At 45.2% G+C, this 14481-nt stretch carries 9 protein-coding genes; 4 read left to right on the plus strand and 5 right to left on the minus strand.

Going from position 1 to position 14481, the window contains the following annotated elements; genetic code table 11:
* Window positions 1-40 precede the first annotated feature (40 nt).
* The gene (locus NCI00_RS24405; RefSeq protein WP_253532091.1) at window positions 41-1231 is read right to left on the minus strand and encodes a PQQ-dependent sugar dehydrogenase; all 1191 of its coding nucleotides are present in this window, start codon (window positions 1229-1231) and stop codon (window positions 41-43) included.
* Between the two features lie 166 nt (window positions 1232-1397).
* On the opposite strand from NCI00_RS24405, the gene NCI00_RS24410 reads away from it, so the two are divergent.
* From NCI00_RS24410 to NCI00_RS24420, 3 genes are all read left to right on the plus strand, one after another.
* Window positions 1398-2513, plus strand: coding sequence for an NAD(P)/FAD-dependent oxidoreductase (locus NCI00_RS24410; protein WP_253532092.1), 1116 nt, complete (start codon window positions 1398-1400; stop codon window positions 2511-2513).
* Between the two features lie 99 nt (window positions 2514-2612).
* Complete coding sequence (locus NCI00_RS24415; protein WP_253532093.1) at window positions 2613-3599, plus strand: formylglycine-generating enzyme family protein; 987 nt, start codon at window positions 2613-2615, stop codon at window positions 3597-3599.
* A gap of 86 nt (window positions 3600-3685) precedes the next feature.
* Window positions 3686-5032 carry a Gfo/Idh/MocA family protein gene (locus tag NCI00_RS24420; protein WP_166558064.1) on the plus strand — a complete coding sequence of 449 codons (1347 nt, stop codon included), beginning with the start codon at window positions 3686-3688 and terminating at the stop codon, window positions 5030-5032.
* Window positions 5033-5111: 79 nt separating this feature from the next.
* Here NCI00_RS24420 and NCI00_RS24425 read toward each other — a convergent pair whose 3' ends face one another.
* From NCI00_RS24425 to NCI00_RS24440, 4 genes are all read right to left on the minus strand, one after another.
* Window positions 5112-8867 carry a putative Ig domain-containing protein gene (locus NCI00_RS24425; RefSeq protein ID WP_253532094.1) on the minus strand — a complete coding sequence of 1252 codons (3756 nt, stop codon included), beginning with the start codon at window positions 8865-8867 and terminating at the stop codon, window positions 5112-5114.
* Window positions 8868-9130: 263 nt separating this feature from the next.
* Window positions 9131-11431, minus strand: a complete 2301-nt coding sequence (locus NCI00_RS24430; RefSeq protein WP_253532095.1) for an FdhF/YdeP family oxidoreductase — start codon at window positions 11429-11431, stop codon at window positions 9131-9133.
* 122 nt (window positions 11432-11553) lie between these two features.
* Window positions 11554-12999 (minus strand): Fe-S cluster assembly protein SufB, encoded by a 1446-nt coding sequence (sufB, locus tag NCI00_RS24435; protein ID WP_114065139.1) that lies wholly within the window; start codon window positions 12997-12999, stop codon window positions 11554-11556.
* Window positions 13000-13152: 153 nt separating this feature from the next.
* Window positions 13153-13362 (minus strand): alkylphosphonate utilization protein, encoded by a 210-nt coding sequence (locus tag NCI00_RS24440; RefSeq protein WP_114065138.1) that lies wholly within the window; start codon window positions 13360-13362, stop codon window positions 13153-13155.
* Between the two features lie 326 nt (window positions 13363-13688).
* Here NCI00_RS24440 and NCI00_RS24445 point away from each other — a divergent pair, with 326 nt between their 5' ends.
* The gene (locus tag NCI00_RS24445) at window positions 13689-14474 is read left to right on the plus strand and encodes a hypothetical protein (RefSeq protein WP_253532096.1); all 786 of its coding nucleotides are present in this window, start codon (window positions 13689-13691) and stop codon (window positions 14472-14474) included.
* Window positions 14475-14481: the final 7 nt, after the last annotated feature.

Genomic DNA, 14481 nt, shown 5'->3' on the forward strand with positions numbered 1-14481 from the left:
AATCTTGCGGCTAAGATACTGAAAGTATTGGCAACCAAAATCAACGGTTTGTCAGTTGCTGAATCTTTCCTGTTTGATAGTTCAGCAAATACAATTCTCCCGCTTCATCCTCCCCAAAAGAAGACAATGAGCCCGTCAATTGAGTAATCAATTTGTTGGATGCCTGCCGCGAAGTTTCGTTGTATTGCAAAGCCCAAATCTTGCCGCTCACGAAATCGCCGTAGATGTATTGGCCTTTTAAATCTACCAATTTCGCCCCGCGATACACGTACCCACCCGTGATGGACCTCCCTTCAGAGGTTCCGTAGTCAAAGATAGGCTCTACCAATCCCGTACGGTTGCAGTTGGCGGCTGGGCTATAACATTCTTTGCCTTCGGCAATACGCCACCCATAATTTCCACCCCGTTCCAAAATATCAATTTCTTCTCTAGCATTCTGGCCTACATCGGCAATCCAAAAACGTCCATTTTCACGGTCGGCGGTCACTTTCCAAGGGTTACGCAATCCGTAGGCATAAATTTCAGGGCGAGCATTGTCCGTATTTTTGAAAGGATTATCGGCCGGGATGGCGTAATTTAAGCCATTTTCTTTCTTATTAACGTCAATTCGCAGCATCTTTCCCAGCAAAGAGCCCAAATTTTGGGCATAATTTTGAGGGTCGCCACCCGAACCACCATCGCCCGTGGCGATGTACAGAAATCCATCTTTTCCAAACAACACCGACCCGCCGTTGTGATTAGAATAGGGCTGATTATAGGTCAGCAAAATTTCTTCACTGCTAGCATCGGCAGTTGTTTTATTGGATTGAAAACGTGCAATCACCGATTGCAGCTGACCGTTTTCCCGTCGGGTATAATTCACAAACAATTGTCCGTTGTTCTTGAAATCGGGATGAAAAGCAAGGCCCAGCAATCCAGTTTCGCCCCCCGAAGTTACGCGCCCGCTGATGTCTAGAAATATTTCCGTTTGCGCGGTACTGGCTTCATTTTTAAAAACTTTTACCACCCCTCGTTGTTCTACCACAAACAACCGATTGCTCCCATCGCCAGCGTGTACGAGTTCAACGGGGCTACTGAACGTAAGGGCAGGAAAGGCATTTGTTAGGGTAGGCACTACCTCCAAGTCATCGTCGGTCGTGATGGTTTCAGGGCTTTTTTCGTTGCAAGAAAACCCTAAAGCCAGCAACCCAAAACCCATTGCGAATAGCGTTACAGTGCGGTTCAATTTCATCTTCGTTAGTCTGTTTAGTGTGGTGATTTAGTTGAAGCAATAAAATAGCGTAAACCTATGTTTAAGAAAGGTTGCCGCTAGTAAAACGAAATTTTTAGGCATTTTCACATTTCCAAACTGACAATTACCTACTTTGTTCAACTTGAATGACTAAATTGATTGAACTATGACCGATGTACTCATTATTGGCGGTGGACTGGCGGGGCTGGTGAGTAGCATTGAGTTAGCACAACGGGGCTATGTGGTGGTTGTGGTCGAACGAAAAACGTACCCTTTTCACCGAGTTTGCGGCGAATACGTATCCAATGAAGTCCGTCCTTATTTGGAGAAATTAGGCTTAAAACTCGACGAATTGGGCGTAAAAGAAATTCAGCGTTTTCAATTTACATCGCCATCGGGACGGGCGTTAGAAACTGAATTGGATTTGGGAGGCTTCGGCATCAGTCGCTATGCTCTTGATTTTGCATTGTTTGAATTAGCCAAGAAAAAGGGGGTAGAATTTATCCTAGGAGAAACCGTCGAAAATGTAGAATGTACCGACGACGAATTTAAAGCCACCACCGTCAATCACCTTCATTTATCGGCACGAACCGTGCTCGGCAGTTTTGGCAAAAACTCCCGTATGGACAAGGCGCTTGATCGTGACTTTACCCATAAAAAATCGCCTTATTTAGGAGTAAAATACCACATCCGCACCGAATTCCCCCAAGATTTGATTGCACTGCATAATTTTCAAGATGGCTATTGTGGCATTTCGGCCATTGAAGAAGACCGCTATTGCCTTTGCTACCTCACCACGCGCAACAATATTCGTAAACACGGCTCTATCGCCGACATGGAGCGCGAAGTTTTATGGAAAAACCCTCATTTAAAGCGCCTGTTCAACGAATCTGAATTTATCTTCGAGCGCCCCGAAGTCATCAATGAATTTTCGTTTGAACCCAAACAGATAGTCGAAAACCACATTTTGATGGTCGGAGATGCCGCGGGGCTCATCACGCCACTCTGTGGAAATGGTATGGCCATGGCCATCCACGGCGGCAAAATCGCGGCAGAGTTGACGGCTCAATTCCTAAACGGTAACCTCACCCGTAAGGAACTAGAAAAACAATACAAAAAGGCGTGGAAGCGGGAATTTGCGACGCGATTATGGGTGGGGCGAAACGTACAAAGGCTTTTTGGTGACGCGTGGCTATCAGAGGTTGCTCTGTCTTTTTTTGGTTTTGGCAAGCCCCTTTTACGATTTGTCATTAAAAATACCCACGGTAAACCCATTGAGTAAAGAATAAACAGGGCCTAATTTTATTTATAATTTGAATTCTATTCCTTAAATGAGGTAAATTTGTGATTTATTATTCTTTAATCACAAAAGCGTATAAGAATGTTTCTAAAGCACTTAAGTTGGCTTACGTTATTTAGTGTTCCTCTGTTAGCCCAGGAAAAGCTTGAAAATTACACCCAGAAAATCTCTGGAAGCAACGTTACGTACGATCTGGTCGCCATCAAAGGTGGCGAATTTACCATGGGTAGTCCTGCCAAAGAAAAAGGACGCAAAGAAGACGAAGGCCCGCAACACACCGTAAAGATTGAGCCTTTTTGGATGGGTAAGTACGAAATTCAGTGGGATTTGTACGATTTATTTACCACTAAAAACATTGAAATTGAAATGGCCAAGCGCCACCCAGACCCCGAAAACAGCCTTGCCAAGACCGACGGAAGTACCCGCCCCAGCGCGGCTTATGTAGATATGTCGTTTGGAATGGGGCGTTCGGGCTATCCAGCCATCAACATGACCCAATACGCCGCTATCTATTTTTGTAAGTGGTTGTATGAAAAAACGGGGGTGTTTTATCGCTTGCCTACCGAAGCCGAGTGGGAGTACGCCTGCCGAGCAGGTACAAATACGGCCTATTCATTTGGCGACGACCCGAAATTGTTGGACGAATACGGCTGGTTTAAAGGCAACAGCAACAACGGTTACAAAAAAATCGGCACCAAAAAACCAAACCCTTGGGGCCTTCATGACATGCACGGGAACGTCATGGAATGGACACTAGACCAGTATTTTAAGGATTATTACACCAAAAAATCTAAAGGAGAAGTAAACGAAGCGTTTGCAAAAGTAACGGAGTTGTATCCAACCTCGGTACGTGGTGGTTCATGGGACGACGACGCTAGCGTATGCCGAAGCGCCAACCGAATCCCCTCCTCACCCGACTGGAAAATCATTGACCCACAAAGCCCAAAAAGTGAGTGGTGGATGACGAGCGCCTCTTTTGTAGGTTTCCGAATTGTAAGACCCCTAAAAACGCCTTCCAAAGAAGAAATTGCGGCATACTATAATCCTCCGTTGATTGAAGATTATTAATCGTCCATTTTCAATTATACATTCCTGAATCTATCAATTAATAGTAATCCACAGTTCAAAATCCATAATCTAAAACCTACATTCTAATGGAAACTAATAGAAGAGAGTTTCTTAAGACCTCCAGCCTTTTTACGGGGGGAGCGTTATTGAGCAGTTTGCCTTTTTCATCGTATGGCTACCATAACTCTGCCGACGACACCATCAAAATCGCGCTTATTGGCTGCGGTGGTCGTGGGTCGGGAGCGGCCGCGCAAGCCTTGAGTACAACTCAAAACGTAAAATTGGTTGCGATGGCCGATGCCTTCTCTGACCGGTTGGATGATGCCTACAACGCCCTTACCAAACGTAAATACAAAGACGCCGCAGGTGCAGAAATTGATGTAAAATCAAAAGTTGATGTTCCTCAAGATCGCAAATTCGTAGGTTTTGACGCTTATAAGCAAGCTATCGCTCTGGCAGATGTAGTGATTTTGGCAACGCCTCCGGGTTTTCGTCCAATGCACTTTGAAGAAGCGGTAAGACAAAACAAGCATATTTTTATGGAGAAACCCGTGGCAACCGATGGCCCCGGAATCCGGAAAGTACTTGCCGCCGCCGAAGAAGCCAAACGTAAAAAACTCAACGTTGTAGTGGGTCTGCAACGCCATTATCAGCGCAATTATCGCGAAGCCATGAACCGTATCCATGACGGAAAAATCGGTGACATCGTGGGTGGTAGCGTGTATTGGGTGTCGGGAGGTGTATGGAACCACCCCCGCAAAGCTGGCCAGACTGAAATGGAGTATCAAATGCGTAACTGGTACTATTTCAACTGGTTGTGCGGTGACCATATCACTGAGCAACACGTTCACAACATCGACGTAGCCAACTGGGCAAAGCAGGGTTATCCCGTGTCGGCTCAAGGAACAGGTGGACGTCAGATTCGTGCGGGCAAAGAGTTTGGCGAAATTTTTGACCACCACATTGTTGACTTTACCTACGCCGACGGAACGCTTATCAACAGCCAGTGCCGTCACTATGAAGGAACGTACAGCAAAGTAGACGAGCAGTTTTTAGGAACTAAAGGCCGTATCGACAGCTTTAACGGCAACAATACCGTTCTTAAATCTTACAAAGGCAACAAGGTGATTTACGGACACGAGGGAAAAGGAGACCGTAACCCTTACCAAGTAGAGCACGACGAACTGTTTGCGGCCATTGCCAAAGGCGAATACAAATTTGCCGATGCCGAAAACGGTGCCAAAAGTACTCTGACTTCCATCATGGGCCGTATGGCGACGTATTCGGGCAAATTGGTTAAGTGGGAAGATGCACTGAATTCAAACATTAGCCTATTCCCCGAAAAATTAGCTTGGGATGCCCTTCCTAAGTTGCTTCCAGGACCTGATGGTTTCTATCCTGTGGCTGTACCAGGCAAGAGCATTGTTGTTTAGTTTTTTAATTTTTTAGGTATAAAAAAACAGTTCATAGTCAGACTATGAACTGTTTTTTTATATGGTAGTTACGCTTAAATTATTCTCCTTTCAACACTTTTAGTATTCTGTTGGGATATTCTGGATGGTGCACTTGAAGCAGATACAATCCTCTATTTAATCCCCCAGAATTGATGCCAATGGTAGCTCGTTGGCCTTCCCAAAGTACGTCATTGAGCGGGATTCTTTGTCCCGAAAGGTTGAGCAACGAAAACGAGGTAGTAGCTGGCTCATAGTCAAGCGGTAATGTCATTTTAAATGAATCTTTGAAAGGGTTCGGGTAAGGTGCCCACAGAACTTCTTCTCCCCCAAAACTACCACCGCCGCCGCCATTGGTTATTTCAAACTGAATTTTAGATTGGGCGACCACCTGACCGCTTTTGAGTGCTTTGGCCGACAAGGTGTAAGTTCCGCCAATCGAGCCAAAACCTCCATTGTCATCAAACAGACCATAAGGAGACGTAACATCGGTAAACGTAACCTCCATTGGACCAGTCATTTCAAATTGTATCCGGTCGATGGGAACATTGGCCTCCGCAAAAATATTGATAAAAGACGGAATCTGACTTAGCGCCATTTGGTCTTTATCACGGAGCGTTTGGACAAATCGCCGTGAGGATGAACCACCTGCTTTGTACAGACTAAATACCACGGTAGGCGGTGAGGTATCGATTACTTTTAAGTTGAAATAAGCTTCAACTGCCGCCCCCTGACCATCGATGGCCCGCACCATGATGGTAAATGAACCCGCTACGGTCGGAGTGCCGCTTATTTTACCGCCCACATAAGTAAGTCCCGCGGGCAATCCCCTCACCACAATTCCTGACAGAAATCCGTCGGGCTCGTAGAAAGTACTCACTGGAACGGTAAATGTATAGGGTTCGCCGAGTTTGATGGTTTGGTCTTCAATAGCGGCTACAACCGTTGGCGGGATATTGCCATTGGCCAAACGAATGGTGAGCAAGAATGGAGTCTCAACAAACGCTCCCTGAGGGTCATACCCCCGCGCTGTTATTTTATACTCTCCTCCTACTGTTGGAATTCCGAAAATAACCCCTTTATTGTTACTCAAACCGGCTGGTAAATTTAGTGCTTCTACGATTATGGCACCACCTTCAGGATCTTTAAAAGCCGTGGTTGGAATTGCAAAGCTAAAATTCTGTCCAATCACCGTCGATTGTTTCGGAATGGCTTCCGCTACAATTGGCGGTAAGTTGTCAGACGTTTCTTTAACCGTCAGTCGAAAACTAGTTTCTACCCAACTTGCTCCGTTATCAGTTCCCCTTAACACTATCTGGTATACGCCAGCAGTGGTTGGTTTTCCGGTGAGTTTTCCCGCATTAAGGGTCACACCATTTGGGGTGTTTTTGGCCGTGATACTCACAATCGTCCCATCTGCATCCTTAAATAAGCCAGTAGGAAGGGTGTACTCGTACAATTGTTGCAGTACCGCCGCCTGATCGGGGATGGTCGTTGTTACAGTTGGTTTTTGATTCTCAACGGTGATTTTTAACACAAACTGGACTTTAACAGAGGCGTTTTCGTTGTCAAAAACTTCAACCGTGATGGTCGAGTTGGCGGCCAACGTAGGCGTACCGCTTATTTTCCACCCGTCGGCTTTCAATCCGCTTGGCAAACCTTTGATTTCAATACGGTCTATTTTTCCGTCTTTATCCTCAAATGCCGTCGTTGGAATGGTGTAACTAAATTCTTTGCCAACCGTTGCGAGTTGCTCTCCGAGCGGCGTCACTACGACTGGAGCCCTATTGATGCGTTTGTCAATTACAACCAGATTAAAGCTCACTTTCCCAATCCCCGTCGCTCCTGCTATGATGGTAGAATTATACGCTTCCAGTACCATTTCATAATTACCCACTTTTAACGTAGTACCGTCATTATCACCGTACAATCCATAAGGTGCCGTCGTTTCGGTTTGCGTTTTGTTGATTGCTCCCGACAGTTTCATCACTACTGCTCTTGCAGAGGCATCTGGTACCGCAAAAAAGTTGATTGGAAAATTGTACTCACTCACATTGAGGGTATCATTGTTTTTGAGCGTACGAATCAAGCTACGCGTTTGAAAGTCTCCCGCTTTGTACAAATCAAGGCGGGTAGTCTTTTGCGGCATCACCGTTAATTTGAACGTTGTGGTCGTGGAGGCATCGTACATATCCGTTGCTTTGACTTTCACCTCAAACGTACCCAAAACCGTCGTATTTCCTTTAATCGTAAACTTATCCAAGTACAAGCCCGTAGGTAAACCGCTTACTTCGTAAAACTCAATGGTTCCGTCGGGGTCTTGGAATGCATCCTGAGGAATAACGTAAGAGGCATCAAAACCTGAGACGAGGTTATAATTCTGTAATGGATTCTTGACGATTGGCGGCTGGTTGTTTTCAGGCTCACCCAAAAGGTCTTCAATCAATTTAACATCTACGGGACCACTTGCTTTTTTCTCATCCCAACGGCTGTTGTATCCAGGGTGATAATACCCACCTGTTCTGACCAATTCAGAAAGTTTTACGACCATCTGTTGAGCCGGAACAATTTTGGTCAGGGGTTTATTTAACCAATTGGCCACAAAAGATTTTATTCCTTGTGAATAAAAATTAACATCATCAAGGTTGGACGCCACAATATTGACCAACTTACACCCCCGCTCAAAGTGCTGATTAAGCATCACTTGCAAACCGTACGTAGAAAGATTTGGCTCATGAAATGCCTCATTCATAATCCATTTTCCTTCGCCCATATTGCTTCTCAACACGTCGGCACTGAAATAATGGGAATAATACTGCGAGTCATTTATCTTGGTTCCGTCGGTAGAGCGCGCCAAGTCCTTAAATGCTAAAGTACCTCTACGCATACTCAGCCCATCGTGAACCGAGCCAAAATCGTTGACAACCTTATAGGAATTATCAACACTTTTGACCGTTCTGCTCACGCCATCCAAGAAGTTTTTCAAAACAGTATGCCGGTACACATACCAATCACTCCACCGTTTGTTTTCGGCGTGAGGATAATCGGTCGTAACTGGCTGAATATCATTGATACTAATGTAATCTGAACGCCAAGTAGCGTTGATGGTCTTTATATCTTTGTATTTCTGTTTGAGCCATTCACGGTATCCCGTAATCATGCTAGGAGCGTAGTCAAACATCGACAAGTACGAGGTTCCGCCAAAGCCTCCCGCACTTGTATTGCCTTCATAATGATACCCTGCTTCTTGGGTAGGGGTGGTAGTAGCCGCCACGCAAATAATGTTTCCTTCTCTTTGTAGATACGCGTAGCGCTCAGAAACTTCTTTGACAAAACTTAAGGCTTTTTGTACGGAAGGCTCATGGGCCATGCTGAACATCTCTGGAAAAGGATTTCCCTTTTGATCCTTAGCAGTCTCACTATCAGACCAATACCCCACGTGCCGATTACAGCATCGTGCCAAATGAATGCGGATAAATACTTTAAGTCCTAATTCTTTACTTAGTTTTATTTGGTTATCGTACTGAGCCCAATTGGCCGCGCTTGTGGGTGTCTTGTACACTACATCCCAGCGAACCGTAACCATTGATGAATTTGTACCCAGTTTAGCCGCTTCACGAATCACGTCCAAGCCAAACTGACTTCCTTCGGTTGTGTTTAGGAGAGCAATACATAAATACCTTTGATTGGCATCATCAGCAACGAGTGGGTTAGGTTGAGAATAATTAGGAGAAGTAGTTGGGCGAGGTCCGGCATAGGCTCCCAAGGTAACAACCCACACCAGTGCACACAGTAAGAGCGCTAAACGTTTAATCATTGTAAATATTTTTAGTGTAATGGGGCAATGACTCATTTAGGGACAAAAACCATGCAAAACATTAATTACACGCCTCAAAATTACTATCCCCAAATGGACATCAACCCTAACTTGCTGATAATCTGTGCCGTTAAGTATTTTTAAAAACCTTTAAGGATAAGTTTGAAAACGATTGGAATAAAAGTAAAAATAGCTAAAAAATTCACCCGGCACAGTTTTTGACTACGCCGTATCTTTCAAAAAAAATTACTTTGCCAAAATAACTAAACCACAGGCTTTATTTGAATTATAACTGTTTTGGAAGTAGGTGTCATACTCCTATCGGCGAAACTGTCAATGGGAACCAGTGTATTTGCTTCGGGAAAATAAGTTGCAACACATCTTTCAGGAATTGAATACGGTACAATGATGAATTGGGGTGCTGTTCGCTCCACACCACCAAAATAGTTAAATAAATCCACTTTTGTGCCTGCTTTCCACCCTCTTTTAAGAATATCTTGTTCATTCATCAACACCACTCTACGCTCGTTATATATACCACGATAACGGTCGTCAAGGCCATAAATCGTGGTATTAAATTGGTCATGGCTTCTGATGGTCATCATCAAATATTCGTCATCTGCCAATTGTAAAGGTACATACTGATTGACCGAGAATACAGCTCTTCCACTGTTTGTTTTAAAATCACCCTCACGGGCACCGTTTGGCAAATAAAACCCACCGGGCTTGCGTACCCGCTCATTATAATTTTCAAACCCCGGAATAGTACGCTCTATGTCCGCTCTTATATTGTCATAATGGGATATGTATTTATCCCAATCAATTATGGATTTATATCCCAAAACAGCATTTGCCAGCCTACGTACTATATCAGGCTCGCTCAACAAAAATTCGGAAATCGGCTTCAACTTTCCCTTGGATTGGTGTACCACACCCATTGAATTTTCAACACTCACAAACTGTGCTTCTCCTTGCTGAATGTCCATGTCGGTACGGCCCAGGCACGGCAAAATCAGGGCTTCTTCCCCCGTTACCAAATGGCTTCGATTCAATTTGGTCGAAACATGTGCCGTCAGGCTACAATTTCTCAATGCCTGCGCGGTGTAGACAGTATCTGGAGTAGCCGAAAGAAAATTTCCGCCCATGGCAAAGAAAACCGAGGCTTTGCGTTCGTGCATGGCTTTGATGGCCTCCACGGTATTGTAGCCATGTTCGCGGGGTGGCTGAAACCCAAACTGTTTCTCCAAACTGTCCAGAAATGCCTTGGGCGGCATTTCCCAAATTCCCATGGTTCGGTCTCCCTGCACGTTGCTGTGCCCACGTACTGGGCAGGTGCCAGCCCCAGGCTTTCCAATCGAGCCTTTGAGCAATAGCAGATTCACCACCTCCCGAATATTATCAACCGCATTTTTATGCTGTGTCAGGCCCATGGCCCAGCAGGCAACAATTTTTTCTGAGTGTATGATCAACTCCGCCGCTTCTCGCAACTGGCTCAGGCTCAGCCCACAATCATCGGCAAGATGTTGGAGCGTATATTTTTCTAAATCGACGAGCAAGTCCTGAACTCCAGTCGTTTTTTCTTCAATAAATTTCCAATCAAATACTCCCCCGTTTTTCTGTTCTTCTTCGTGCATCAATTTCAATAGGGCTTTGAAAAGCGGCACATCGCCATTGATGCGTACCTGTAAAAACACATCAGAGAGGTCGGTTTTGGCCCCCAATAATCCCCCCGCCGTTTGAGGGTTACTGAACGCTACCAGCCCCGTTTCGTGCAGCGGATTAACCGACAGTATTTTGGCACCGTTGCGCTTGGCTTTTTCGAGCGCACTTAGCATCCGGGGGTGATTCGTGCCCGGATTCTGTCCCGCAATGATAATCAAATCAGCCAGATACAAATCTTCTAGCTTCACCGAACCTTTGCCAATGCCAACGGTTTCTATCAGGGCCACTCCGCTCGACTCATGGCACATGTTGGAGCAATCGGGTAAGTTGTTAGTTCCGTATTCACGCACAAAAAGTTGGTACAAAAACGCCGCTTCGTTGCTCGTGCGGCCCGATGTATAAAATATCGCTTCGTTGGGGGATTGTAGTTCATTAAGGTGTCTGGCAATCAACGCAAAGGCATCTTCCCAAGCAATCGGCTCATAGTATTCGGCTCCTTTGCGTTTGTGCATGGGTTGCGCAATACGCCCCTGCTGGCTTAGTTCATAATCGCTCCACGTGCCCAATTCAGCAATGGAATGATTGGCAAAAAAATCGGGCAAAAGCCGTTTGGTGGTAGCTTCTTCAGCCACAGCTTTAGCGCCATTTTCGCAGTATTCCGCAAACGACGAGCGTTCGTCGTCGGGGTCAGGCCACGCACAACTCGGGCAGTCAAATCCGCCTTTTTGGTTTAGATTCAGCAACGCTTTTACCCCTCTTCCTACGTCCATCGCCCCAAAAACGTGTTTCATGGAACTGACAACGGCGGGCATTCCAACGGCAACGTCTTTGGGTTCACTGGTTTTTAGGCCCGTCAATGTTTCGGGGGTCAGTTCGGGGGTTAAGGTCGTTTTCTTTTTCATGTTTTTACCAAAAAATAAATGGTGATAAGAACTATGTCCTATCACCATCATTAACCTATTCTTTATCTGAATGTTTTTAGCGTAGCTCTACCTAAAAAAGCAACATTTTCAAATTGCTACTCTTATCCTACAGAACCTTCGAGGCTAATTTCGAGCAATTTCTGGGCTTCTACCGCAAATTCCATCGGAAGCTGATTCAAAACTTCTTTGGCGTATCCATTAACAATCAATGCCACAGCCTGCTCGGTCGGAATACCACGTTGGTTACAGTAAAACAGCTGATCTTCTCCAATTTTGGAGGTGGTTGCTTCGTGCTCTACCGTTGAGGTCGTATTGTTTACCTCGATGTAGGGGAAAGTATGCGCTCCACACGTATCGCCGAGCAACAACGAATCGCACTGCGAGAAATTACGGGCGTTTTCGGCACGCTTAAACACCTGAACCAATCCACGGTAAGAGTTTTGACTTTTACCCGCCGAGATACCTTTCGATACAATTCGGCTTTTGGTGTTTTTGCCGATGTGAATCATTTTGGTTCCCGTATCTGCTTGCTGCATATTATTGGTCAAAGCCACCGAATAAAACTCGCCGATGGAGTTGTCACCTTTCAAGATAACAGAAGGGTATTTCCAAGTAATGGCTGAGCCAGTCTCTACTTGTGTCCACGAGATTTTCGAGTGAGCCCCTTCGCAAATACCACGTTTCGTAACGAAGTTATAAATTCCGCCACGACCTTCTTTATCGCCCGGGTACCAGTTTTGTACGGTGCTGTATTTTACTTCGGCGCGCTCGTGGGCAATGATTTCGACCACTGCAGCGTGCAGTTGGTGCTCGTCGCGCATGGGAGCAGTACATCCTTCTAAGTAGCTTACGTAAGAGCCTTCATCCGCTACGATAAGCGTCCTTTCAAATTGCCCGGTTCCAGAAGCGTTGATTCGGAAATAGGTCGAAAGTTCCATCGGACAACGAACGCCCTTAGGGATATAACAAAACGAGCCATCCGAGAAAACGGCGGCATTAAGTGCTGAAAAGTAGTTGTCTTTGGCCGGAACAACCGAGCCAAGGTACTTACGAACCAACTCAGGATGGTCCTGAATGGCTTCGCTCATAGAGCAGAAAATGATGCCTTGTTTCTTGAGTTCCACCTTAAAAGTAGTGGCTACGGAAATCGAGTCAATAACGGCATCTACGGCCACACCCGACAAACGTTTTTGCTCGTTCAGCGAAATTCCAAGACGTTCAAAAGTACGTCTCAATTCAGGGTCAATTTCATCCAACGAACCTATCTCCTTTTTCTGCTTGGGGGCAGAATAATATTTAATCGCTTGATAATCAACGGGCGTATAATGAACGTTGGGCCACGTTGGTTCGGTCATGCTTTGCCAAATCTTAAATGCTTTTAAACGATACTCCGTCATCCATTCTGGCTCTTGTTTCTTGGCCGAAATCCACCGTACGGTATCTTCCGTCAGGCCAGGCGCGGCTTCATCAGCTTCTATGTCAGTTACGAAGCCATACTTATATTCGGAGTTGGTAATTTCTTCCAGGATATCTACCTCTTTGCTCATCGCGTATGTGTGCAGTTAATTCAATTATTTCAACAACAAATGCGTACTTTCTGTTCTAATCGGGGTACAAATATCTTAAAAAAATTCTAAATAAAGATAAGCATGAGGCCAGAACTCCGCTGGATGTGCGGTGTATGCGGCATAAATGTTGAGTTATACCTTTTTCAAAAATTCTGTTTTTAAGACCATTACCGTTTTCTCGACTTTCCCTTCAATTTCAGATTCACTGTCGGTCAGGCGGATTTTACGGACAATTGTCCCTCTTTTAATGACGCTCGAAGAGCCTTTTACTTTTAAATCTTTGATTACTGAAACCGAATCACCTTCATTCAATAAATTCCCGTTACTGTCTTTGACTTCCATGTTTTTGCCTTAATGTTTATCATTTTGACCGCAAAGGTAGCTTTATTTTAAACACGTTTTTTATGATTGTTCTCAGGCCTTGGCTGTACTTTGTCCCTTTATTTCAGCTCAATTTTTCTCTTTTTTTAAGTAAAATTTCAGCTTCTTATCTACGCTGTAATTCAGTCAACTAGGCCGTTGCTCTGCCGTTTATCACGAAAATATACGACCCTCAAAACTATTTTTTCACAACCCATTTTCCAACCTTCTCTCAAACCTCCGCGTCACTTTGATGAATTCGCGTCCTTGAATTCACCATTATTCATCTTAAAAAAAAGTAAACAGCAATGAAATCAATGCAAGTAAAAGGGTTGGCCATCGGAATGTGGCAACAAGTGGTAAACCACTCAAAATCAACGGGTAGAAAAGCGATTTGGGGGATTGGAGCCGTACTGACGCTGGGAATGGCAAGCTGCGACACAACCGACGACAACGTAGGACCTAATTTTATTCACACCAGCGATTTTAACAAAGGCAACGAGAACTGGGAAGCGGGCCTCACCGACTTCAGCACCCAACAAGACTCCATCATGGAGTTCAGTTCAAAAATCACGGCTTTGCCTACCGACTCCCTCAAAAAGGGATTTATGCTGACGAGCCACAACCGCAGCGACGACGCGTTTATGTACCTGAAACGAAAGCTCACTGGCTTGGCTCCCAACCAAACGTACGACATCACTTTTGAAGTGGAACTAGCGTCAAAATACCCCGAAAACGGCGTGGGCGTGGGTGGCTCACCAGGCGGTGCGGTTTACTTGAAAGCGGGGGCTTCGGGAATTGAACCCCAAAAAGTAAAAGACAGCACCAATGCCCAACACTGGACCCTGAACTGGGACAAAGGCAATCAAAGCAGTGGCGGCAAAAACGCCATCGTGCTAGGAACCGTTGGTATTGAAGGAGAAACGTATAAGTACCAAATCATCAAACGGACCAACCAATCAAAGGCTTTTTCGGCCAAAACCAACGACAAGGGCGAATTGTGGCTCCTGGTGGGTACGGATTCAGGATTTGAGGGAATTACCACTTTATACTACACCAAAGTGAAAGCGGTATTGCTGAAAGCAACCCTCTAGCAGCGTA

This window comes from Runella salmonicolor (genome assembly GCF_024158025.1).
In the GTDB taxonomy this organism is placed as follows: domain Bacteria; phylum Bacteroidota; class Bacteroidia; order Cytophagales; family Spirosomataceae; genus Runella; species Runella salmonicolor.

Coding starts and splice junctions, on each gene's coding strand:
- NCI00_RS24405 (WP_253532091.1), bottom strand. CDS start 1,231: ATGAAATTGAACCGCACTGTAACGCTATTCGCAATGGGTTTTGGGTTG.
- NCI00_RS24410 (WP_253532092.1), top strand. CDS start 1,398: ATGACCGATGTACTCATTATTGGCGGTGGACTGGCGGGGCTGGTGAGT.
- NCI00_RS24415 (WP_253532093.1), top strand. CDS start 2,613: ATGTTTCTAAAGCACTTAAGTTGGCTTACGTTATTTAGTGTTCCTCTG.
- NCI00_RS24420 (WP_166558064.1), top strand. CDS start 3,686: ATGGAAACTAATAGAAGAGAGTTTCTTAAGACCTCCAGCCTTTTTACG.
- NCI00_RS24425 (WP_253532094.1), bottom strand. CDS start 8,867: ATGATTAAACGTTTAGCGCTCTTACTGTGTGCACTGGTGTGGGTTGTT.
- NCI00_RS24430 (WP_253532095.1), bottom strand. CDS start 11,431: ATGAAAAAGAAAACGACCTTAACCCCCGAACTGACCCCCGAAACATTG.
- sufB (WP_114065139.1), bottom strand. CDS start 12,999: ATGAGCAAAGAGGTAGATATCCTGGAAGAAATTACCAACTCCGAATAT.
- NCI00_RS24440 (WP_114065138.1), bottom strand. CDS start 13,362: ATGGAAGTCAAAGACAGTAACGGGAATTTATTGAATGAAGGTGATTCG.
- NCI00_RS24445 (WP_253532096.1), top strand. CDS start 13,689: ATGAAATCAATGCAAGTAAAAGGGTTGGCCATCGGAATGTGGCAACAA.